Raw genomic sequence first — 20,740 nt, 5'->3', positions numbered from 1 at the left:
GCAATAGCTGATTTTAAACAACAGCAATATAATCCTCCGCTATTTTCTCCGGATTTAAATCATGCGAAAGAATGCCTACCGTCAGCCCCAGAAAACTGCAGACAGTCCTGATAAGCCCGTCAAGCTAATCCTGTTCAATAAACCCTATGGTGTATTGACCCAGTTTACCGATGCAGAGGGCAGGCCAACCCTGAAAGACTATATTCCCATTCCCGGTGTTTACCCTGCCGGTCGCCTCGACCGGGACAGCGAAGGTTTGTTGCTGCTGACCAATAACGGCAAAATCCAGCATCAGGTCAGCTCCCCCATGCACAAAATGCCAAAAACCTACTGGGTTCAAGTGGAAGGTATTCCTGACGAATCTGCTCTCGATCAGCTGAGAAAAGGCGTGAAACTGAATGATGGCGTAACTCTGCCCGCCAAAGTGAAACGTATAAGTACTCCGGAACTGCCGGATCGGAATCCCCCTATTCGTGTGCGCCAGTCGATTCCGGACTGCTGGCTGGAACTCACCATCGAAGAAGGCCGTAACCGACAGGTCAGGCGTATGACAGCAGCCATTGGCTATCCCACCCTGAGGCTGGTTCGTTATAAGATTGGAGACTGGACACTGGACAACCTGCCTCAGGGAACGTATCAGGAAGTCCCGGTACCAGAGGCATTAAAAAAGCAACTAAGCCAGAGTCAGAACAAGCCAAAGTCTGCCCACCACTGGCATCGTCGATCAAGGACCACACATTGGAAGCGATAATAAAAAAACATTACACCTTTCTTGCCAGAGTTTCTCTGGCAACCGCCCTGATCACAATAACCACTCTGTGTTTAGTCCCCACAGAGCAAATCCCACTGTCAGACTGGAACGACAAGGCACAGCACATTATCGCTTTTCTGATCCTGACATTTCTTATTGACGCCAGCTGGCCCGAAACAGAACTGAACTGGAAAAAAGCACTGGCACTGCTTGGCTACGGCCTGATGCTGGAAGTTTTACAGGGGTTTACGGATTATCGGGAGTTATCCGGGCTTGACCTGATCGCCGACGCAGCAGGCATAGGGCTTTATACAGTAACAAGCCCCCTGCTTAAAAAAATTCCTGTAATTAACTGGCGCTGGAGTCAACCCTGAAGCCCGGACTAAAGTCAACTTTCAGAAGCGTTCGAAGTAATCACCACCTTACCCTGTTCCACCTTCACCGAGGCAGGCAAGGTTCCAAGCTTACGGTACAGTGCGTCCCCGTCATCAAGAGGAATAACAGGCAAACTACCCAGTTCCTGCCTGAGAGCCTTCTTCAGCTGGTCGATAATCAGTGTTTCGATCATGGCGATATCCAGATCAATATGCGCCCTGTCCAGCTGTATATTTGAGAAAAAGAAGGCATGGTCGTCCGGCTGGTATTCCAGGTTGGCAGAACCTTCTACCTGGAAAGGAACGGGATCAGTAACACTGCCATTGATATAGTCACTAAACACGTCACCACTGAAAACATCCGCATCCAGTGTTCCCCTGAACTGAAAACCAAGCGGCTGATAGTCACCACGAATCGTCAGCCTGGGGGTTTCCAGATAGAGCTGAATATTCACAATAGGCGGCAATACCTCCAGATTACGAATCTGTGGCGACATGAATTTCTGGTTGACCAGAGCCTGAAGCTGCTCCCCGGTCAGCGTTTCTGACCGGGATGACGGGCAACCAGCAAGCATCACGGCCAGCAAAAACACCAACACCAGCAACAGGTTAAACGGAGCGCCCCAGGATCTGATTAGCTTTTTCAACAGTTTTCCCTCGATTCGATGCCAACCCGTCAGCCCAGCGAATGGGTTCAGGCAGTTTGTAACCGGCAAGACTTTCCTGCACAAAATGCACAGCGGATGTCAGAGAAATTCTGTGTCCAATACTAACATACAGAGGTTTGATGCCGGTGCGACTGCGTAGAACAGACCCAATGGTTTCCAGACCATCCATTAACGCAACGACACTGTTCTTTTCAACGGGTAAAGTGCCATGTTCTCCACAGAGCCTCTGTTTGGCAACACCAATGGAAGGAATACCGGACAACAGACCTATATGGCACGCCACACCAAATCGCCGGGGATGCGCCCTGCCCTGTCCGTCGCATAATAAAAGGTCCGGCTGCACAGTCAGCTGCTGCAGGGCAGCCAGAACGGCGGGGCTTTCACGAAAAGATAATAGTCCCGGAATGTAGGGTACACAGGTGGGCAGCCGGGCAATCGTAAAATCCACCAGCTGCAATGTTGGGAAATCAAGGACGGCGACTGCCGCCCTGGTCACAGAGCCATTTTCTTCAAAGCCAACGTCCACACCGGCCACCGTGTGAACATCTCCAATCTCATCGCGGCAGACAATCTGCCCTGCCATTTCCTGTTGCCACTCCCTGGCTTCGGCAACTGTCAGGCAACGACCTTGTGATTCAAAGGTAAACAAATAGTGACCTCCAGACCCGGATGAACATTCCTTGCTGTAATGGTTCCACCATGATTTTTCACAGCGCCCATCGCAATGGACGTTCCCAGCCCAAAGCCATCATTCTCTTTGCCACGAGTGTCATCTACCCTGAAGAACGGCTCAAACAGCGAATCCAGGGCATCTTCCGGGATACCCGGCCCAAAGTCCCTGACGGTGACAATGGCATATCGCTTGTGCTTCTTCAGCGCTACTTCCACACGGCTGCCCTGGGGCGTAAAACGGATGGCATTTCGTACCATGTTTTCAATAGCACTGCCCAGCCAGTCTTTGATACCGTTGATTTCGATGTCCTGCAGCTCTGTTGCAACCACCGACTTATCCTGAGCCTGAGCTTCAAAGTCAGCATCATCAACAATGCCTTCAATCAGTGCATGAAGCGGTACGGACTCCCAGGCCAGATCTGTCACACCATTCTGAATACGGGAGAAGCGGATAATTTCTCCAATCATCTGGTCCAGACGTTCGATTTCACGTTCAATACGGCCATGTTCAGATTCTGCATCCGGCGACTTTCGTCGCGCCAGCGCCAGCGACAGTTGCAACCGGGTCAGAGGCGAACGCAGCTCATGGGAGACATCCCTGAGTAATCGTTCCTTGTCGTTTATAAGCGACTCAAGCTGTTCAGCCATGTGGTTAAAGTCACGACCGAACTCACCCAGTTCATCGCCACGATCACGCACAACCTGAGCCACCCGGGCCGTCAGGTCGCCCTGCGCCAACCGGCGCGAAGTACCCTGTAACTGTCGTATGGGAACTACCAGATAGCGCGCCAGCATGATGCTCAACAGGAAGCTGACCCCAAGGGCAATAATGACCAGGTGCCACTGCTGGGCAAACACTTTCTTAACCCGCCAGTGTACCAACCGAGGCATCTCTTTCGTCAGGTAAAGATCAAAGGGGGTACGGTCAATCCAGACTTTGCGCGGTCCTACGACCACAACACCGCTGCGAAACGTGATAACAGGCTCGCGCCGGTCACGGGTTTTGTTGTAAGCGAACTGAACTTCAGAAGGTACCACCGGTCGCCCGACAGGTTCACCGTTAGGCCCGAACAAATAATAATAACTACCGGGCAGCTGCCTTATAGTAAGGTTGGTCGACCAGCCTGATGCCATTCGTTCAACCTGCCGGGAAGCCACTTCCAGCTCCCGAAACAGGGCTCTTCGTTCAGACAGGAAATCTGCGGGGTCAACCGTAATGGCAACGGCCACTACCAGCGCCACCATCATTGACACCATGGTCAGCCAGAACCATAAAAACAGTTTCCAGAACAAACTGCGAAAGGGCCAGGCCAGCATTTTGTGTATTTGTGCTTTCATTCAATCAGTTACTGCAAACGTGCGCACAGCCCGTCGATCATCCTTCATAAGTTGTCAGGGGCGAATATAAAAATAGCCTGCACCACGCACTGTTTTAATTCGTGCAGACCCGTCAGCGCGGGTACCAATCTTTTTACGAACGTTGCTCACGTGCATATCAATGGCGCGATCATACAGGGTCAGACGACGGTTCAATGCAATCTGGGTCAGCTCATCACGGGAGATCAGCTCACCTGCTTTTTCGATCAGGGCTTTCAGCACCATAAACTCGGTGGCCGTCAGCTCCAGCACCTCACCATGAATCGTGGCTTCACGATTAGCCAGGTTCAGTGTGATGTCGTCAATACTAAGGGTTCTTGGGTTGCTGTCAGCCGCGGGAGTGCGGCCGCGGCGCAGAATCGCCTTGATACGGGCGACCAGTTCGCGGTGGTTATAGGGTTTCGGCAGATAATCGTCTGCTCCGAATTCCAGACCAATGATACGGTCTACATCATCGCCACGGGCGGTCAGCATAAGAACAGGAATATCAGAAGTCTGGCGAATTTTTTTCAGCACATCAAAGCCGTTCAGTTTCGGCAGAGTGACATCCAGCAACACCAGCTGGTATTCACCGGACAGTGCAGAAACCACACCCGACTCTCCATCGTGAACTGCCTTAACGTCATAGCCTTCTGTGGCCAGATATTCGATCAGCAACTCACATAATTCGACATCATCGTCTATCAAAAGAAGTTTTACGCTGTCGCTACTCATTTGATACTCCATCCAGACAACCATGAGCACAGAGCAACTGCCCGGTAATGCAGCCACTCCAGATAAAAAAGACCCCGGCGGGGTGCGTCGGGGTTGAAGTACAGCTCAGGGTAACAGGGAAATTTAACAATATGCTACCGGTCAATGTACTTGAACCTGCCGGTATCATATTGGATTTTAACTGACAGTGCAGTTACAAAATCGCACATGCCAACAGAATCAGGTTCAAACGCTCTGAACCTGACCTGAAACGCCTTTCAGTGTATGCCTGCTGATCTAAATTTGGCGGTTAGAATCAGTAAGAGTCCTGTAAATGAGTGATAGGATCACGATTGAATACATTCACATCTACAACATTGCGTCAGTTGCTTGTAAAACCTGACCTGACGACTACAAGGCAACTCTGTGAACAGGTAGAATCCACCCCCAAAGTGGAGAATGGCTAAACCGGCCTGACAGCCTGTTAACCCCCAGACAGGCTGCTAGACTCAACACTCAATCTGCCACCCACCACAAAGCTCGCAAACCTTTCTGTTTTTTCCGATCGGAGCTGTCAATGAAATCGATCATTTCGAACACCCGCCAGCGGCATTTAATGTCGGCTGGCCTTCTTGTCGCATCTTTGTTTGCGCTGGCCGGTTGTGATCAACAACCACAACAACAGGGGCAGATGCCTGCACCTGCCGTTTCTGTGATTGATGTCACTAAGCAACCCGTTGGTGACTACCAGGAATTCGTTGCCCGCACCGAAGCCGTTAAAACCGTTGACCTGCGTGCAAGGGTTGAAGGTTTCCTGACCAGACGCGACTTCATCGAAGGGGAAAACGTCAAGAAAGATCAGTTACTGTTTGAGATTGACCCCAAACCTTACGAAGCAGCCCTGAAAAAAGCCGAAGCTGACCTTGCCAGTGCCAAAGCGGAACGCACCAAAGCCGTCAGAGACCTTCAACGCAGCAAAGATCTGTTTCAGAAAGGCCATATCAGCCAGGCCGATCTGGATACACAGACCAGCAATCAGGCACGTGCCGCTGCCGCTGTTCAGGCAGCAGAAGCCGGACTGGAAACCGCTAAGCTGAATCTTGGCTATACCCGTATCCATGCACCATTTGCCGGTCAGATTGGTCGTGCCAGCTACAGCGTTGGCAACCTGGTTGGTCCATCGTCCGGTTCTCTAGCCACCCTGACCACCGTAGACCCGATGTACGTCAGCTTCCAGGTTGATGAACGCATGCTGGTAGATTACCTTCAGAACACGGGAGGGCAACGCACCGATAGCGGTAATTTCGATATGCGCCTGCGCCTGCCGAATGGCTCCGAATACGGTCAGCCAGGTGTTTTCAACTTTGCCGACACCCAGGTTGACCAGACCACTGGCACCCTGACCCTGCGTGCCAAATTCCCGAACCCACACGGCATTATTATTCCTGGTCTGTACGTTACCCTGATGGTTGAAAGTCATGAGAAGGAAGAGCGTCCGGTCGTGCCACAATCTGCCATTCAGGAAAACCAGAGTGGGCGGTTTGTACTGGTAGTGACTGCTGACAATCAGGTAGAAAGCCGTCAGGTCGAAATGGGACGCCGTATTGGTCCGTTCTGGGTTGTTAACAGCGGTCTGAAAGCCGGTGAACGCATTATCGTGGAAGGCTTGCAAAAAGTTCGTCCCGGTGTGAAAGTTCAGCCAAACCTCGTCACCATTGACCCGGAAACCGGCGGTATCATCCTGTCGCCACAGACCGACACTCAGGCTCAGCAGGGTAATTGAGATGTTCAGTCAATTCTTTATTAGCAGGCCCAAGTTTGCCTTTGTCATATCAATAGTCATCACGCTGGTCGGCCTGATTGCCCTTAATACATTGCCCGTGGCAATGTTCCCGGACATCACACCGCCACAGATCACTGTTAATGCCAGCTACCCTGGCGCCAATGCGGAAACCATTGAAGAAGCGGTTATCAGACCACTGGAAGATAACATCAATGGCGTGGAAGACATGCTGTACATGGAATCTTCTGCTGACGATGGCTCTGCGACAGTAACCGTCACCTTCCAGTCCGGTGTTGATCAGGACATGGCTATGGTTAACGTGCAGAACCGGGTTGCCGTAGCTGAACCCATCCTGCCGGAAGACGTTCGTCGTATGGGTGTCAGGGTACGAAAGCAGTCGTCTAACATGCTGCTGGGTATCAACCTGATTTCCGACCGACCGGAATACGACGGCATCTACCTGAGTAACTACGCCAATAACTACCTGAAAGATCCGCTTGCCCGCGTCAATGGCGTTGCCGATGCCAGCATTATGGGTCCCCAGATCTACAGTATGCGTATCTGGCTGAACCCTGAGCGCATGGCGGCGCTGGAAATTACCACAAATGATATTGCTGCGGTTATGCAGGAACAGAACACCATTGTCGCAGCGGGTCAGCTGGGACAGGGGCCAAATGTTCCGGATCAGCAGTTCACCTACACCATCAAAACCCAGGGGCGTCTCAGCGATGCTTCGGAATTTGAAAACATTATCATTCGAGCCCGCCCTGATGGCACCATTATTCGCCTGAAAGACGTTGCCCGCGTGGAACTGGGCGCACAAAGCTATGGTGGTATTGCTAAATTTAACAATGCTGACACCGGCTTCCTGGTGATTTATCAGCAACCTGACGCTAACGCAATGAGCGTTGCAGCTGATGTTAAGGCAGTGGTAGAAGAACTGTCTGCCAACTTCCCGGAAGGTGTAGAATACGTCGTTGCGTTTGATACCACCGACTTTATTGATGAGTCCATCCGCGAAGTAGTCAGCACCCTGTTCCAGGCCGTCCTGCTGGTTATTCTGGTGGTATTCCTGTTCCTGCAGAACTGGCGCGCCACCCTGATCCCGGCCATTGCAATTCCGGTCTCCCTGATCGGTACATTTGCCATCATGCTGGCATTGGGCTTCTCGATCAATACCATTACCCTGTTTGGCCTGGTGCTGGCGATCGGTGTTGTAGTAGACGACGCCATTGTTGTTATTGAGAACGTTGAGCGCCTGATCACCAAAGAAGGTATGGACCCGAAAGCAGCAACCAGCCAGGCCATGAAAGAAGTGGCAGGTCCGATTGTTGCCACCACTCTGGTACTGCTGGCGGTATTCGTGCCTGTTGCCTTTATGCCCGGCATTACCGGTGGTCTGTACTCCCAGTTTGCGGTCACCATTTCTGTCGCAGTTGTGATCTCCTCCATCAATGCTTTGACTCTGAGTCCGGCATTGTGTGCAACCCTGCTCAAAAAAGAGTCGATGGGGCATATTGCCTGGCTGAAGCCTCTGGATGCTTTCATCAACAGAATGACGGGCGGCTACAAAAGCTGGGTAACCCTGCTGCTGCGCCGTTCTGTTCTGGGTATTGGCCTGTTTGCCATCCTGATGGCCAGCACAGGCTATATGTTTACCTCTACACCAAGCGGCTTTGTACCTAACGAAGACCAGGGCTTTGTCATGGTCAACGTGCAACTGCCTGATGCAGCTTCCGTTAACCGGACTCAGCAGGTGATGGAAAAGATCACCGACATGATCCGGGCTGACAAGGACGTAGACAGCGTCATCACCGTTTCCGGTTTCAGCATCATGGGGGGAGCTGGCTCCAACGGTGGTATGGCAATCGTAAACCTGAAAGACTGGAGTGAGCGCCCTGATCCTGATCAGCATCAATCTGCCGTCATGCAGCGTATTCAGGGTATGATCTGGACACTGGCTGAAGCTCAGGCCATGGCTTTTGAATTCCCACCCATTCCGGGACTGGGTACTTCCGGCGGTTTCGATTTCCGCCTGCAGGACACAGAAGGACGTTCCGCTCAGGAACTCGGACAGGTTCTTAATGGTCTGGTTTACCAGGCTAACCAGGACCCACGTCTGACTCGTGTATTCAGTACCTGGCGTGCTGATATTCCTCAGTACTTTCTGGATGTAGATCGTGACAAAGCCAAGGCCCAGGGCATTGCTCTGTCTGAAATTTTCATGACTCTGCAAACCCAGCTGGGCTCTGCTTATATCAACGATTTCAACCGGTTTGGTCGCTCTTATCAGGTGCGCCTGCAGGCTGAAAGTGAATTCCGTACAGGGCCTTCCGACCTGAACCGCTTCTTTGTTCGTAACAACAAGGGCGAAATGGTTCCGCTGACAACAGTGGCCACCCTGAAGCCGATTCTGGGACCAAACAGTCTGAAGCATTACAACATGTTCCGTTCAGCGAATGTGAGTGGTCAGGCCGCACCGGGAATGAGTTCCGGCCTTGCGATTACAGCCATGGAAGAAATCGCTCAAACCCTGCCAAGCGGCTACACCTTCTCCTGGTCCGGCCAGAGTCTGCAGGAAATCGAAGCGGGTAACCTGGCACCTCTGCTGTTCGGCCTGGCGTTCCTGTTTGTTTACCTGTTCCTGGTCGCCCAGTATGAAAGCTGGACTATGCCGCTGGCGATTATCAGTGCGGTTCCGGTGGCCACCTTTGGTGCCTTTGCCGGTATTAACCTGTTCCGAATCTTCGCTCCGGAAATGTCGAATGATATTTACGCCCAGATCGGTATGGTCCTTCTGATTGGTATTGCTGCCAAGACCTCGATCCTGATTGTTGAATTCTCTATGGTTCAGCGTCAGCAGGGCAAGAGTATTCTGGATGCTGCGGCTGACGCGGCCGCTCTGCGTTTCCGTGCGGTACTGATGACGGCTCTGTCGTTTGTACTGGGTGTAATGCCTCTGGTATTCGCCAGCGGTGCCGGTGCAGCCAGCCGTAAGATCATTGGTACAACCGTAATGTCCGGTATGATCGCCGCGACCGTGATCGGTACTCTGCTGATACCAGTGTTCTACTTCCTGCTGCAGCGACTGCGTGAACATTTCAACCCGGATAAGGCTAACAGCTGATCCGTTCCCTTCCGCCCCGGATAGAGCCTTATCCGGGGCAACCTTCCTTACAACGCACACATCCCTGTATAGGCTTACATGCCCCTGATGAATATAGGGAGCCTCATTAGTCGATACTGAAGAATATTTTCAGGCCAGGAGCCTGACCGGGAATAGCGCCTGTAGCGAGCTGTCGGCGGGAAAGGGGATTGGTATGTGTCCTGTTTTTCCAGATAAACGAAACTTTAGACCAAAATACGACTCTAAGTATCCATTAAAGAGAGTGACAAACCACTTTTCTTCAGGTTTTCCTGAAATGGGCTGCAAATGTTATAGGGAATGATTAAAAATGGATAAAATTATAAAACCTTTGTCACCGCTTCCAGGTGTTGCAGCAGTTGAATTAGCCCCCAAAGAAACGCCATCAAAAGAGAGTGCCGCTGGCGTTGTCGTTGTCACTGTAAATAAAACCTTTTTAAGCGGGGAGGCTCAGCCCGGGTATCACCACGAAGAAATAAGTAGCGCAGTGAGACAAAAGAGGCTGGCAAGTCAGCTTTCATGGAAGGAAAAAGTTAAAGAAACAGAAGGTCTCAAAAATGAAGTGGGCAAAGAAGTGTATGAAAAAATATATGAAAAAACCAAGCTGGATTTTAACGGTTGCGTCCCATTTGATAATGCTTTTGTAAGAAACAGCTTTGATTACTACATAAGTAAGAGTATGCATAAAGATATCTTTGGGGAATATGAAAGCAAACTGGATTCTCTTGCCAATGTTCTTTGCCATGAGTCCCATAATGTAAAGAAAGAAGCCGCTCAATGTCTTAAAGAAAATATAAATGATGTTGAAATAAAGAAGCTTTTAATTTTAAGGGGCAAAATACTAAACAGGCATTCCAATTTTGTGAGAAGGTCTGTCGTGAAAATGCTTCAGGATAAGGATTTTCTGGAAGAATGCAGGAAGATAATTCCAGAAGAATCAACGACAAAAGAAAGCGCCTTTTCAGATAAGAAAAACCAACTCTTTGCGGAGGCAAAAAAAACACTGTTACAAAAGGGGCGAGAACCTGATGCTACACCTGTAGCACGAAAGGTTCGTAAAACCCGGGGTAAAGCTCGAGCGCCTAAGCAGGAAGCACCTGAAAAAAGATCAGGGTTTCAGCCTATAGCACCTAAACCCCCCGGGGCATTAGTTTATCTATTACCGGCAGATGATAACCCTAAAGATGCAGGAGGGTGTTCATTCTGGTCCGTACCATCTGATGAAGCAACAAAGCCTGAAACGCCTGAAGAAAGCCATCAACAACAGGAAGAAACATTAATCGTATTGGAAGAAGGTGATATTCCCGATCAGTCTGAACACCCATTATCCATTCTGGTCTCAGAGCTGGTGGCGTCAGGACCAGAACTCTCTCTTCAACAAGAATCGGCTGTAGCAGCAGAGGGGCGTTTTTCCGAAACTGAATCAACGAGCTTGTTAGCGGGGCAGCATGATGATGGATCGTCGCATGATATAGCAGGGGTGGCAGAAAAAGAAAAATGGTTAAATCAAGCGGCTAAAATGTTTGAAGAAGAAAAAGCCGAACGAAAACGTCAATTAGCAATATTGATGGATGATTTAACCAGCCCGGATTAAAAGCTAAGCGTCACATCCCGAACCTTGCTAGTCCACAGTACTTGTTTCCGGGTCGGGTTGTTGGCAGGAAGCGGGAGAGGAGTGGACTGTCACCTCAACCGTCACTGCACTGCCTTCCCGAACGAGATTATCATCCCTTCCAGACTGTGTTAGTTGCTCGCTTTCTTTCGTGAAGCAAATGGTTTCGGAACGGGTTAATGAGCCTCTGTATAGGGGGCTTTGATTTTCTTCCGGGAGGAAAATGGTACCCGAACCGGTCAATGGGTCTTCTAACGGCGAGAGCTGTCGAAACAGAGTAAGCTCTATGCCCCCCGCGCAGTCATCTGGTGGGGGCGGGTGTCCCCTTAGGCATTTAGCCTGCTTATTCAGGCCGGTTGCCGTTGTAGTGCCTTTTTCTTTGACCGGGCAGCAATAGTAGAGCCCGAGCACAACCGACAAGATAATCGTTAAAATAATTACAAGTGCCATTTTTAGTGGCCCGGCCTTTGATCCCGGTGTTTGTTTCGATCCGTCAGAGGGGAGAGTGATATTAATGGATGTGCTGTTTCCGGCCACAAACGATGAGTTCAAAAAAATACTGGCGGGGGTAGTGGTCTGACTGGCCATGATGCTGTTGTTGGTCTGGTTATTATTGAAATCTAATCTTATTGCCGGTGCGCTGACTCCGGGCCGGGTGGCAAGGGAGGCCGTGGCCTTTATGTCCATGGTATCACTGGTCATCTGATAGAGACTTCCTGAGGCAGAGGTCCTTACCCTGAGATTAAAGTTAATGGACGGACTGAGGCTGTCGTAAGGTTGAAAGGAGTAATCAACGGATCTGTCTTTATTGCGGGTCGCCGTTATAGCGTATGTGGTGCGATTAATGATAACAGTGTTCGGTGAGAAGGATGCCGTAATTTTGGATAACTCAGTGTGTTGCGCCGATATGGCGACTAAGGGAAAACCAGCCATGGAATACAAAAAACAAAATGGCAAACGTTGCAAAAAACCGGATCGGCTGAGTCTGAACGAAAGGGCAGAGCCGTCAGGGCGGGTAACTCTTTTATTCTGAAGCTGTCTTTTACCATAGCTGGCAGTAAGTCCCATAATATCCTCTGAGCACAGATCAAACTTAAAAGAAACTTGAAGTTTTTAGCAAAGTTTTTACGATGACCCTATAGAGTAAGGTAGCTTTCCTAGGCATTTTGTCTGTCTCTTTACAGGCATAAAAAGCCCGGGGGCGCATTCTTTAGCTTTCACAAAATCAGCACTGATTTGTCTATAGTGACTCCGTCACGATAAGGGCAAATCCAATGCTGACTCGCTTTTTCCTGCAACGCCCCCGGTTCGCCCAGGTGCTGGCGCTGATTATTTTTATCAGCGGACTCATGAGCCTGCCCCTGCTGCCAACTCTGGAGTATCCGGATGTCACACCACCACAGGTTTATGTAAACGCCCACTATCCCGGTGCCACAGCCAGCCAGGTTGAACGCAATGTTGCCAACCCCATAGAACGACAGATCAACGGACTGGATAACCTGCTGTACACCTCCTCCCGAAGTGCAAACGATGGTTCAATGAGCCTGGAGGTCACCTTTGCAGCGGGAACAGATCTCGATATTGCCGCTCTGGCAGTACAGAACAGAGTCACACTGGCGCAGTCTTATTTGCCTCAGGAAGTGCGGGAAAGAGGTGTACAGGTTTTAAAAAAGAACCCGACCCAACTGATGTTTGTGGTGTTTTATTCCGACAACCCTGAACACTCCGACATCTGGCTCAGTAACTATGTCAGCCTGAATATTATGGACAACCTGTCCAGACTTCCCGGGGTCAGTGATGTTGTAATTTTTGGCAACAAAGAGTACAGCCTTCGAATCTGGCTCGATCCGGATCGTATGGCAAGCCTTGGGCTGACACCACAGGATGTCGAGAATGCACTTTACGACCAGCACCAGGAAATCATTTCCGGCAAAGTAGGACAAAGACCATCCCGCGAGCATCAACAGCTGGAATATGTTATTGAAACAGAAGGCTTGCTGTTTAGCCCCGACGACTTTAAGCAGGTGGTCATCAGGCGTTCCAAAGAAGGCAAACTGGTTCGTCTTGGGGATATTGCCGACGTGGAGCAGGGCTCAAAAGACTATGATTTTATAGACCGGCTGGACAATGCCCACGCCATTCACCTGTCGGTGTACCAAACCCCTGACTCCAATGCCATAGAGGTCAGCCAGGCCATCCAGAAAGAACTGGAACAACTGAGTAAAAAGCTGCCCTCCGGGCTGAGTTATACCGTTCCATACGACAGTAGCCTGTTTGTTAAAGAAACCATTAATGAATTGAAATTTACCCTGCTGCTGACTATTGCCCTGGTGATTCTGGTCATTTATCTGTTTCTCGCCGACTGGAAAGCAACGCTGATACCCGCAGTGACCATCCCCGTTTCACTGGTAGGCAGTTTTACAATTCTTTATGTATTAGGTTACAGCCTCAATACCGTCACACTGTTCGGACTGGTACTGGCTGTAGGCATTGTTGTTGACGATGCCATTGTTGTCGTAGAAAACGTTCAGCGACAGATTCAGGAAAACGGGCTCCCACCCGGTTCTGCGGTTGTTGCTGCCATGAAAGAAGTCACTGGTCCGGTTATTGCCACCACACTGGTATTACTGGCGGTGTTTTTCCCAATCGGGTTTATCCCCGGCACTTCGGGGCAGTTTTATAAAGAATTTGGTATCGCCACGTCCAGTGCGGTCATGATCTCCTCAATCTGCGCTCTCACATTAAGCCCATCCATGTGTGCGCTGCTGTTAAAAGAAAAATACAGCACAGGCCACCCTCTTCAAGCGCGGCTATTGTCTGGTTTCAGGCAGTTAACTGACTTCTACCTGAGGGTCACCCAATGGTGTCTGAAACACTGGTCTGTTGCTTTGATCACCCTGCTGGCGTCAATTATCGTAGTCTGCTGGCAGTTTAAAGTACTGCCCGGAGGCTTTATACCAAACGACGACAGAGGGGTTTTCTTTGCCTTCGTACAACTGCCTGACAGCCATTCCGTCGACCGAACCGACAAAGTGCTGAAGGAGGCTGTCACCATTATTCAGAAAGAGGAAGAGGTCGAACATACGGTTGCGGTGACGGGTTACAGCCCAATGTACGGATTCAATGCCTCCAACTCTGGATTTATTGCCGTGATTCTCAAGCCATGGAGCGAGCGAAAAAACAGGCGCTCCTCATCACTTGCAGTGATGAACAGGGTTCAGGAAAAGCTGGACAGTATTGCCAGTGCAAACGTTATGGCTATGCCACCCTCTGCCATACCAACCATGAGCCTGCTCGGAGGATTCAACTTCAAACTTCAGGATCGCCTGCAACAGTCGCCACAGGCGTTAGCCCAAATGCTGGATATCGTTATGGAACAGATAAGCACCCGACCTGAAATACAACAACCGTTCAGCACTTACCGGGCCACTGAACCCCGTCTGAAAGTCATCATTGACCGGGAAAAACTGCTGAACCAGAACATCAGGATGTCCAGCCTGCAAAATGCCCTGCAGAGTTATCTCGGCACTCGTTATCTTGGTTATTACTACAAATTTGGCCGACCCTACAACACGATTCTACAGGCACAGACTAAAGACCGGACAACACCGGAAGACCTGTTTGAACTCTATGTCCGAAGTGAAGATGGCAAAATGGTACCGCTGAAGACACTGGTGGAAATACAGCCCGCAACAGGTCCTTCAAACCTTGAACATTACAACCTGATCCGCTCAGCATCTATTGGTGGTCAGGCTGCCCCGGGATACACGACAGAAGATGCAATGAAGGCCATGGAAGCAATCGCCGAACAGCTGCCTGACAGTTTCACCTATGAATGGTCCGGCCTGTCACAACAACAGTTAGAGTCTGGTCAATGGACAGTAGTGATTCTTCTACTGGCCATACTGTTTTCATACCTGTTTCTGGTTGCACAGTTTGAAAGCTGGTTACTGCCCATTGCCGTTATGGCATCCATTCCCATTTCACTGGCTGGCGCACTGCTGGCGTTATATCTGTCGGGTATGGATAACAATATTTACGCCCAGCTCGGAATGGTTCTGCTGATTGGCCTGGCTGCCAAAAATGCCATCCTGATTGTCGAATTTGCCCGCCACAGGGAACAGGAAGGGAATACCGTTTTTAATGCCGCCAGAATGGCTGCAAGGCTGCGCTTCAGGGCCGTAACGATGACTGGTCTTTCGTTTATTCTTGGCGTACTGCCATTAATGCTGGCCAGTGGAGCGGGTGCGACAGCAAGAATCTCTCTCGGACTTCCTGTGTTCTGGGGAATGCTCACCGTCGCCATCCTTTCGACCCTGCTGACACCGGTCTACTACCTGCTCATCCGATCTGTGCATATACATCAGGGCAAAGGCAGGTGATAATCAGACCTTAGCGGGATGGATATTCGCAGGGGGAGAGTGATGGGAAAGAATAAACTGTACGCTATAACAGTGACTGCCAGCCTGCTGCTGTCAGGTTGCAATACGAATAATGCTCTTAATTGCCACTATGAGCCAGTCAGGGGATCAGTCGTTATGGACAGCACTGAAGCCCCGCTTATGGTGAGCTTCACACCGGACTCTGCTCCCCATGCCTACTGGTTCAAGCGATATAAAGTCGATATGTCCAAACTCTATCTGACCCATCATAAACAAAGCTGGAATCTTGAACCTGGCCAGCGATACGATGCAATTGTCAATATCAGAACCACTGGCCAATGTACTCCTTATGTCATTTACCTGCTTAGATAAGCGGCTCTCCATTAAGCAGGAAATGGGCAAGAATACTGGCGATATACCCAAGGGCAATCACCCAGCTCCAGCGCAGATGGGACAGGAAGGTATAATGCCCTTTCGACGTCCCCATCAGGGCGACACCCGCAGCGGAACCCACAGATAACAAACTGCCACCCACACCGGCTGTCAGGGTAATCAGCAACCACTGGAAAGTATCCATCTGCGGGTTCATACCAAGAATTGCAAACATCACCGGAATATTATCAACAATGGCTGAAATCACACCGGCCGCAATGTTTGTCCAACTCATGCCTATGCCGTCGTACATCAACTCGGAGACCACTTCCAGATAACCGAGATAACGCAGCCCGCCCACTGAAAAAATTACACCAAAGAAGAACAGCAGCGTATCCCACTCCGCACGGGCTACCCGCTGGAACACGTCGAGGTTTTCATAATTGTGCATACCGGAAGGAAAGCGCTTGCTGCTGGTTAGTCCCTGCAGGTTGAGGAAATAGGTATAAAACATCAACAGCGCCAGTCCGGTCATCATCCCCATAAACGGAGGCAGGCCAAGGAAGTGTTCAAAGGAAACAGCGATGAAAATAGTCAGCAGGAACAGGGCACATATCATCAGGCCACCCGGACGAATAGCGACCTGATCCTTAATCGGAAGCGGCTGCCCGGTACTGACAAAAGCACTCATAATCATTGCCGGCAGCAGGAAATTCACAACCGAGGGAATAAACAGTACAAAAAACTGTGCGAACTCGACTTTACCTGCCTGCCAGACCATCAGCGTGGTAATATCCCCAAAGGGGCTGAAAGCTCCGCCTGCATTCGATGCGACAACGACGTTGACCATTGCCAGAGAGATAAAGCGGACATCTTTCTGTCCCACTGCCATGATCACCGCTCCCATCAGCAACGCAGTCGTCAGGTTATCGGCTACCGGGGAGATAAAAAACGCCAGAATCCCTGTTACCCAGAACAGTTGCCTGAAATTGAACCCCTTCTGTACCAGCCAGGAGCGCAGGCTGGCAAACACATGTCGTTCTTCCATGGCGTTGATATACGTCATCGCCACCAGCAGGAACAGAAACATCGCCGCATACTCTTCCAGGTCATGCATGACTGCCCGTGACAGGTCATTGTGCGAGACCCCCTGCTCTTTCGCCAGCCAGGCAATCAGAGCCCAGATCAGACCCGCAGCCAGTATGACAGGCTTGGATTTACGCAGGTGGATTTTTTCTTCCGCCATAACGGCGATGTAAGCAATTACAAAAATAACGACACAGGCCCATGCTACAGGATGGGTTGTCACTCTTAACAAATCATCTGCAGCCCAGGTTATCTGTGGGAAAGAAATCGCTAACGTGCCTGCTGAGGCAAACCTGGCTCTGCACCCTATTTTCATTACCAGCAACCATAATATATTAACCAAAGTTAAAACAGGATACCGTTGTTAAAGCAGGAAAGACAGGATGATATATCATACAGAACAGCCTCAATATACGTACGAAAAAGTTTGCATAACATATACGACGTTGTTTTAATTCACTTTTGTTCTCAGCTTCCGTACCAACTCATCAGGCGTACGCTCTTATTCCATATAAACTTTATTCTTATCTCTTCTTTGCACAGCGTCTGACCATTTGCTATTCAATTGGTTAACCGGGGTTACTGACATGGCTATTGCCCAGCAACTGCAATCTTTTCTCCATGAGCATCATGCCGATTACGAACTGGTCTGCCACCCTTATTCCGAAAGGGCTCTGGATACAGCCCGTTCCGCCTGTATACCGGTAAAGAATATGACCAAAGCGGTTGTACTTCACGACGAGCAGGGCTACCTGATGGCTATCATGCCCTCCATGAACAAACTGATGCTCCGCTGGATCAATACCAAACTGGATCGTCATTTACGACTGGCTACGGAGAAAGAGCTGAGAAAGCTGTTTCCGGACTGCGATTCCGGCGCAGTTCCGGCTATGGGAGCCGCTTACGGCATGAGTACCTGCTGGGATGATGAACTCAACTCGGTTCAGGATGTCTATCTTGAGGCAGGTAACCACAGAGAGCTGGTTCATATGAATCGGGAACAGTTTAAGGAGCTGCTACAGGGGCAGGTTCACGCTGCCATCAGCTGTGACCCTGAAGAAAGCGAAGCCTATCGAACAGGTTGAAAGGAATGACGCCTCACCGGGTCATTTTTTTTACAAAAACCACCACAAATAGCGCCATACTGAAGCTACCGGTAAAGGCTTCCAGCGCCGCAAAAAACCTTGAAATTCCCACTGGGGTAATATCGCCATACCCCAGTGTCGTAAACGTTACAACGCTGTAGTAAAGCGTATCAAGCCAGGTTCGTGCATTGGTCAGAAAAGGCTGGTCCGTCGAATACTGAATAAGCCGTCCACCTTCCTGAACCCCAAACAGCAGATAGATAAAAGAAAACAGAAAGATCAGGCCAGCCGCAAACGAAATGACCCTGCGTGGTTTTTCACCATAACCACTGATCAGGTCAACCAGCATTGATAACCCTCTGTCGTAAGACCACTTAGGATAACGCTGACGCCTGATCACCATTTCACGATAAAAAAAGTCACCCGCTATAGCAAACAACCCCTGATTCTCACAACTGCGGCGTATATTGCGTGCGACCTCTTCCGCCTCCTGAAACAACACCTGAGCCGGTTCGTTCTGGTGACAGTGCTGCTTTTCATAACCCAGACGCTCCTGCAACAGCTGGTCCCCCCAATAGACTTCATCCAGCCGGGCATGTTTGAAGTTCACTCCCAGAAGGTTGCAGTCTGAGAGATCGGTAAAGTGCAGATTCGCATTGCTGAGATTGGCCTTAAGCAGATTACACTGCAACAAACTCACCTGATATAAGTGCGCCCGGTGCAGATTAGCGCGATTCAGGTCTGCCCTGACCAGCCGATAGGGTTCTCCGCAATGATTCACAAGATTGACATTCTCCAGGTTGGCACCTTTCAGCAGAAAACCTTCCATGGGGTGTCCCGTCCCGGCTCGCTGTTCCAGTCTCTCCCTGAGATCCATACCAGACTTGTCAATATCAGGGCAGTGCCAGAAACAAAACGTTGAACCGGATTCCGCCAGCTCGTCGCAGCCAGAACCTGACGGGCCTTTATAAGCGCATTGCAAACCTTCCGAATGCATGATTCAGACAGCCTCAGTGAATTAATAAACAGTCATTCCTATACTGTCGGCACAAAACCACAGGCTGTGAAGCGCTCGCAACTGTCTGCTATTTGAGGCATAGCTTATTTGAGGCATAGCTTATTTGAGGCATGGCGGTATTTAAGGCATAGTAAGCGCGGCAAGGGCTTCAGAGTACACCTGGGAAAAATTATGACCATTCTTGACGGCACAACTCTTTATGGCATCACTCTTTATGGCATAAAAAGCTGCGACACAATAAAAAAAGCCCGCCGCTGGCTCAGTGATAATGGCATCAAATACCATTTCCACGATTACCGTAAAGATGGGTTAACCCTTCAGCAGCTTCAGGAATGGTCTGAGGAGCTGGCCTGGGAGCAACTGCTGAACAAACGCGGTACCACCTGGCGTAACCTTCCGGATGAGCAGAAACAAAGCATTAACAAAGATCAGGCCCTGGCTTTGATGGTGGAGTATCCTGCCATGATCAAGCGTCCATTGCTGGATACCGGCTCTGAAAAACATCTTGGGTTCAGGGCAGACCTTTATAAACAGATTTTTGCCCCCATTACCCGGTAATCATCAGATTCAAGTTAAAAATTGCAAATAAGGCAGCACACTCCATGAGTACAACCAACACACTGTTCAGCCTCGCCATTGGCATTGGCACCAAAAACAACAAAGGCGAATGGCTGGAAGTTTATTATCCGAAGCCGATGATGCATCCGGATGAAAAGCTGGTTGAAGCCATCCGGAACCTGATCCGGTACGAAGGCGGCAACACCTGCGTTGAGCTGGACAGCGAAACCTGTCACGCCCTGGAAGAACTGTTTGAAAACCTGGATGAACAGGAGCTGGCCAGCATTATGCTGAGTCTGGAAGAGAGTGACCGTCCCAGAGTCATTACCTTTCTGGAAACCGACAGCGCACTGACCAGCACGCCTGAAGCCTACCTGAAACTGCATCTGCTTTCTCACCGGATGGTCAAGCCGCATGGTGTGAATCTGCAGGGGATTTTCCCACTGCTGCCTAATGTCGCCTGGACCAGCGAAGGCCCAATCGACCTGACTGAATTGCAGGAGCGCCAGATCAAAGCCCGTGCTGAAGGTCGTTACCTGAGCGTTAACTCTGTGGACAAATTCCCGAAAATGACTGACTACGTTGTGCCAGCTGGCGTTCGTATTGCCCACACTGCCAGAGTACGTCTGGGCGCTTACGTCGGTGAAGGCACTACGGTCATGCATGAAGGCTTCATCAACTTCAATGCCGGCACTGAGGGCAAAAGTATGGTGGAAGGCCGTATTTCTGCCGGTATCTGGGTGGGCGAAGGCTCCGACCTGGGTGGCGGCTGCAGTACCATGGGAACTCTGTCCGGCGGTAACGATATCGTTGTATCCATCGGCAGGAACTGCCTGATTGGTGCCGAAGCGGGTGTCAATATCCCACTGGGTGATCACTGCACCATAGAAGCGGGTCTGTACCTCACGGCTGGCTCAAAAGTCACCCTGCTGGATAACGAACGCAAGCCGGTTAAAACCGTTAAGGCTTCGACACTGGCCGGGCAGTCCAACCTGCTGTTCTGGCGTAACTCCCAGACAGGTGCCATTGAATGCCTGACCAAAAAGACGGCTTTTGCCCTGAATGATGAGTTGCACGCTCATAACTAAGCATCCCCAGAAAGCCCCGGCTCTGGGGTTTTCGACCTTTTCAGTCAAAAAACCAGCAGCTTCCGGAAAGCTTTCC

Annotated in this window: 17 protein-coding genes; 10 read left to right on the top strand and 7 right to left on the bottom strand. The window is 50.3% G+C overall.

The features are described 5' to 3' along the window. Positions 1-61 precede the first annotated feature (61 nt). Together V5J35_RS17525 and V5J35_RS17520 are read left to right on the top strand one after the other, a co-directional pair. Positions 62-751: an rRNA large subunit pseudouridine synthase E gene (locus tag V5J35_RS17525; protein ID WP_354008386.1), complete on the top strand. Its 690-nt coding sequence runs from the start codon at positions 62-64 to the stop codon at positions 749-751. Then, entirely contained in the window at positions 739-1,125 is a 387-nt protein-coding gene (locus tag V5J35_RS17520) for a VanZ family protein (protein WP_354008385.1), read from the top strand. Before V5J35_RS17525 ends, V5J35_RS17520 begins: the two co-directional genes overlap by 13 nt. Before the next feature lie 14 nt (positions 1,126-1,139). Here the strand turns inward: V5J35_RS17520 and V5J35_RS17515 are convergent, their stop codons facing one another. The 4 genes from V5J35_RS17515 to V5J35_RS17500 are packed head-to-tail and all read right to left on the bottom strand — an operon-like array spanning position 1,140 to position 4,556. After that, positions 1,140-1,772 (bottom strand): YceB family lipoprotein, encoded by a 633-nt coding sequence (locus V5J35_RS17515; RefSeq protein ID WP_354008384.1) that lies wholly within the window; start codon positions 1,770-1,772, stop codon positions 1,140-1,142. Further along, complete coding sequence (nfi, locus tag V5J35_RS17510) at positions 1,735-2,442, bottom strand: deoxyribonuclease V (protein ID WP_354016460.1); 708 nt, start codon at positions 2,440-2,442, stop codon at positions 1,735-1,737. Before nfi ends, V5J35_RS17515 begins: the two co-directional genes overlap by 38 nt. Next, a complete protein-coding gene (locus V5J35_RS17505; RefSeq protein ID WP_354008383.1) occupies positions 2,409-3,803 on the bottom strand; it encodes an ATP-binding protein in 1,395 nt (464 codons plus the stop codon). The genes nfi and V5J35_RS17505 overlap by 34 nt, the downstream gene beginning before the upstream one ends. Positions 3,804-3,857: 54 nt before the next feature. Then, entirely contained in the window at positions 3,858-4,556 is a 699-nt protein-coding gene (locus V5J35_RS17500; RefSeq protein ID WP_354008382.1) for a response regulator, read from the bottom strand. Between the two features lie 556 nt (positions 4,557-5,112). Here V5J35_RS17500 and V5J35_RS17495 point away from each other — a divergent pair. From V5J35_RS17495 to V5J35_RS17485, 3 genes are all read left to right on the top strand, one after another. Further along, positions 5,113-6,318 carry an efflux RND transporter periplasmic adaptor subunit gene (locus V5J35_RS17495; RefSeq protein ID WP_354008381.1) on the top strand — a complete coding sequence of 402 codons (1,206 nt, stop codon included), beginning with the start codon at positions 5,113-5,115 and terminating at the stop codon, positions 6,316-6,318. 1 nt (position 6,319) lies between these two features. Further along, complete coding sequence (locus tag V5J35_RS17490) at positions 6,320-9,445, top strand: efflux RND transporter permease subunit (protein WP_354008380.1); 3,126 nt, start codon at positions 6,320-6,322, stop codon at positions 9,443-9,445. A 328-nt stretch (positions 9,446-9,773) separates the two neighbouring features. Further along, positions 9,774-11,057: a hypothetical protein gene (locus V5J35_RS17485; RefSeq protein ID WP_354008379.1), complete on the top strand. Its 1,284-nt coding sequence runs from the start codon at positions 9,774-9,776 to the stop codon at positions 11,055-11,057. 27 nt (positions 11,058-11,084) lie between these two features. Here V5J35_RS17485 and V5J35_RS17480 read toward each other — a convergent pair whose 3' ends face one another. Continuing rightward, positions 11,085-12,143 (bottom strand): hypothetical protein, encoded by a 1,059-nt coding sequence (locus V5J35_RS17480; RefSeq protein WP_354008378.1) that lies wholly within the window; start codon positions 12,141-12,143, stop codon positions 11,085-11,087. 206 nt (positions 12,144-12,349) lie between these two features. Here V5J35_RS17480 and V5J35_RS17475 point away from each other — a divergent pair, with 206 nt between their 5' ends. Further along, entirely contained in the window at positions 12,350-15,457 is a 3,108-nt protein-coding gene (locus V5J35_RS17475; protein WP_354008377.1) for an efflux RND transporter permease subunit, read from the top strand. Positions 15,458-15,499: 42 nt separating this feature from the next. Further along, on the top strand, positions 15,500-15,829 hold the full coding sequence (locus V5J35_RS17470; protein ID WP_354008376.1) for a hypothetical protein: 330 nt from the start codon (positions 15,500-15,502) through the stop codon (positions 15,827-15,829). On the opposite strand, the gene nhaD is transcribed toward V5J35_RS17470, so the two are convergent. Continuing rightward, a complete protein-coding gene (gene nhaD, locus V5J35_RS17465) occupies positions 15,822-17,231 on the bottom strand; it encodes a sodium:proton antiporter NhaD (RefSeq protein ID WP_354008375.1) in 1,410 nt (469 codons plus the stop codon). The two genes, V5J35_RS17470 and nhaD, sit on opposite strands and share 8 nt — an antisense overlap. 271 nt (positions 17,232-17,502) lie before the next feature. Here nhaD and V5J35_RS17460 point away from each other — a divergent pair, with 271 nt between their 5' ends. After that, positions 17,503-18,000, top strand: a complete 498-nt coding sequence (locus tag V5J35_RS17460) for an aminoacyl-tRNA deacylase (RefSeq protein WP_354008374.1) — start codon at positions 17,503-17,505, stop codon at positions 17,998-18,000. Positions 18,001-18,013: 13 nt separating this feature from the next. On the opposite strand, the gene V5J35_RS17455 is transcribed toward V5J35_RS17460, so the two are convergent. Then, the gene (locus tag V5J35_RS17455; RefSeq protein WP_354008373.1) at positions 18,014-18,997 is read right to left on the bottom strand and encodes an ion channel; all 984 of its coding nucleotides are present in this window, start codon (positions 18,995-18,997) and stop codon (positions 18,014-18,016) included. A gap of 192 nt (positions 18,998-19,189) precedes the next feature. Here V5J35_RS17455 and V5J35_RS17450 point away from each other — a divergent pair, with 192 nt between their 5' ends. Both V5J35_RS17450 and dapD read left to right on the top strand, forming a co-directional pair. Next, positions 19,190-19,576 carry an ArsC family reductase gene (locus V5J35_RS17450; protein WP_354008372.1) on the top strand — a complete coding sequence of 129 codons (387 nt, stop codon included), beginning with the start codon at positions 19,190-19,192 and terminating at the stop codon, positions 19,574-19,576. 62 nt (positions 19,577-19,638) lie between these two features. After that, positions 19,639-20,664 (top strand): 2,3,4,5-tetrahydropyridine-2,6-dicarboxylate N-succinyltransferase, encoded by a 1,026-nt coding sequence (dapD, locus tag V5J35_RS17445; RefSeq protein WP_354011317.1) that lies wholly within the window; start codon positions 19,639-19,641, stop codon positions 20,662-20,664. Positions 20,665-20,740 lie beyond the last annotated feature (76 nt).

Source organism: Endozoicomonas sp. NE40, from assembly GCF_040549045.1.
In the GTDB taxonomy this organism is placed as follows: domain Bacteria; phylum Pseudomonadota; class Gammaproteobacteria; order Pseudomonadales; family Endozoicomonadaceae; genus Endozoicomonas_A; species Endozoicomonas_A lisbonensis.
Note: the sequence above shows the minus strand (reverse complement) of the source record. Positions and strands in the feature narration are given on the sequence as shown.

What these genes read in the sequence shown, in the direction of transcription:
- V5J35_RS17480 (WP_354008378.1), bottom strand. Translation starts at nt 12,143, where the DNA reads ATGGGACTTACTGCCAGCTATGGTAAAAGACAGCTTCAGAATAAAAGA.
- V5J35_RS17470 (WP_354008376.1), top strand. Translation starts at nt 15,500, where the DNA reads ATGGGAAAGAATAAACTGTACGCTATAACAGTGACTGCCAGCCTGCTG.
- V5J35_RS17490 (WP_354008380.1), top strand. Translation starts at nt 6,320, where the DNA reads ATGTTCAGTCAATTCTTTATTAGCAGGCCCAAGTTTGCCTTTGTCATA.
- V5J35_RS17495 (WP_354008381.1), top strand. Translation starts at nt 5,113, where the DNA reads ATGAAATCGATCATTTCGAACACCCGCCAGCGGCATTTAATGTCGGCT.
- V5J35_RS17450 (WP_354008372.1), top strand. Translation starts at nt 19,190, where the DNA reads ATGACCATTCTTGACGGCACAACTCTTTATGGCATCACTCTTTATGGC.
- V5J35_RS17455 (WP_354008373.1), bottom strand. Translation starts at nt 18,997, where the DNA reads ATGCATTCGGAAGGTTTGCAATGCGCTTATAAAGGCCCGTCAGGTTCT.
- V5J35_RS17460 (WP_354008374.1), top strand. Translation starts at nt 17,503, where the DNA reads ATGGCTATTGCCCAGCAACTGCAATCTTTTCTCCATGAGCATCATGCC.
- V5J35_RS17505 (WP_354008383.1), bottom strand. Translation starts at nt 3,803, where the DNA reads ATGAAAGCACAAATACACAAAATGCTGGCCTGGCCCTTTCGCAGTTTG.
- V5J35_RS17475 (WP_354008377.1), top strand. Translation starts at nt 12,350, where the DNA reads ATGCTGACTCGCTTTTTCCTGCAACGCCCCCGGTTCGCCCAGGTGCTG.
- nhaD (WP_354008375.1), bottom strand. Translation starts at nt 17,231, where the DNA reads ATGAAAATAGGGTGCAGAGCCAGGTTTGCCTCAGCAGGCACGTTAGCG.
- V5J35_RS17485 (WP_354008379.1), top strand. Translation starts at nt 9,774, where the DNA reads ATGGATAAAATTATAAAACCTTTGTCACCGCTTCCAGGTGTTGCAGCA.
- V5J35_RS17525 (WP_354008386.1), top strand. Translation starts at nt 62, where the DNA reads ATGCGAAAGAATGCCTACCGTCAGCCCCAGAAAACTGCAGACAGTCCT.
- V5J35_RS17500 (WP_354008382.1), bottom strand. Translation starts at nt 4,556, where the DNA reads ATGAGTAGCGACAGCGTAAAACTTCTTTTGATAGACGATGATGTCGAA.